This is a genomic window from Moorena sp. SIO4A1, assembly GCF_010672065.1.
Classification (GTDB): Bacteria; Cyanobacteriota; Cyanobacteriia; order Cyanobacteriales; family Coleofasciculaceae; genus Moorena.
Genome location: NZ_JAAHHX010000853.1, coordinates 1 through 1,250, shown reverse-complemented (window position 1 = coordinate 1,250; position 1,250 = coordinate 1). Strand labels below are relative to the sequence as shown.

At 42.2% G+C, this 1,250-nt stretch carries 2 protein-coding genes and 1 pseudogene; 1 reads left to right on the top strand and 2 read right to left on the bottom strand.

Annotated elements, in window-relative coordinates; all coding sequences use genetic code 11:
* Window positions 1-268 precede the first annotated feature (268 nt).
* Entirely contained in the window at window positions 269-445 is a 177-nt protein-coding gene (locus F6K53_RS43495; protein ID WP_158069849.1) for a hypothetical protein, read from the bottom strand.
* Window positions 446-480: 35 nt separating this feature from the next.
* On the opposite strand from F6K53_RS43495, the gene F6K53_RS43490 reads away from it, so the two are divergent.
* The gene (locus F6K53_RS43490; protein WP_143727892.1) at window positions 481-699 is read left to right on the top strand and encodes a hypothetical protein; all 219 of its coding nucleotides are present in this window, start codon (window positions 481-483) and stop codon (window positions 697-699) included.
* Between the two features lie 348 nt (window positions 700-1,047).
* On the opposite strand, the pseudogene F6K53_RS43485 reads toward F6K53_RS43490, so the two are convergent.
* Window positions 1,048-1,250 (bottom strand): annotated as a pseudogene (locus tag F6K53_RS43485) (hypothetical protein); the annotation flags it as partial.

The following is a 1,250-nucleotide window of genomic DNA, read 5'->3' as shown; positions in this document are numbered from 1 at the left end:
AACAATCAGACCAATACTTACGGGATACATTCACCGAATCTTCAAAAATGTGATAGGAAAGGGAATAGGGAACAGGGAATAGGGAACAGGGAATAGGGAACAGGGAATAGGGAACAGGGAACAAAAATTCTCACAATTCCTACAGGGATCCCTATAGGACTTACCCTCAAGTCCTGAATGTGGGATCCTCAAGAAGGATATTGAATTTTTCGGCGTTGCTCAATCAAATAATGAATCCGAGTAGAGTGGGCATTCTGCCTGCCCCAAATCAGGAACAGGCAAGATGCCTATTCCACCTCACTCTTAAAATCATTCCATTATTAAGCAACGCCAATTTTTCTGCCATGGTGCCAGTGGGCAGATTGTCTAGGTCAACCACACTGCTAAACCCACTGAATTGGTGGGATTCACCATTCCACCAGAGAGTCAATTCAGTTAGTTGCATATTACTGGGGGAACTAATCAAAAGAGATTTCTACTGTGAAAGTAGAGACAGTTGGAAATCCGCAGATAATGTTTGACTTAACCTTTACTCGTAATTTAAGCGCTACACTAATTGTTGTGACTCTGCTTAGCCTGAGTTTATCTACCGTGCGTCATCATCCCCAAACCATGACGAAACAAAAACGATTCACTCCAATTGGAAACGCGATGAGAATGGGTTTAGTCATCAAGGGTCAACAACTTCGCTACCGCTAATCGGGTCTATCTGATATTTCTCAAAAAGAAGGGGAAGTGTGGGAAGTTTGGGGAGATGGGGAGATGGGGAGATGGGGAGATAGGAATAGATTCAATTTGTGAATGGATGCTACCAGATTTTAGATTAGAGTCTTGTTTTGCGATCGCTTAATTTTTATTGCTATTATATCTGTTATAAAATAGCGACACAGTAAGCATTCAGCTATCAGCATTCAGCTATCAGCCATTCGTGTAGTGTGCCCAAGGCTGACGGCACCTCAAGTAGCATGAGCTAAAAGCTCACGGCACCTCAAGCAGCACCTCAAGTAGCGCATATGCTTACCTACCGTGCTATTGTGATACCGTCGTCTATAATGTGTTTACGTGAATCAATGCCTTACGCATCTTAACAACGGTTCGTTCCATATCTACTAAACTTTCTAGAGTTAAAACAATATCATCAGCAACTCCGAGGATTTTTGCTGCTTCTTTTACTTTTGCTCTCTCTTCCTCAGCATAAACTCCATCAGCTGATGACATCTTAATGGCATGATATACCAATTCGTTTGCTA

Coding starts and splice junctions, on each gene's coding strand:
- F6K53_RS43495 (WP_158069849.1), bottom strand. CDS start 445: ATGCAACTAACTGAATTGACTCTCTGGTGGAATGGTGAATCCCACCAA.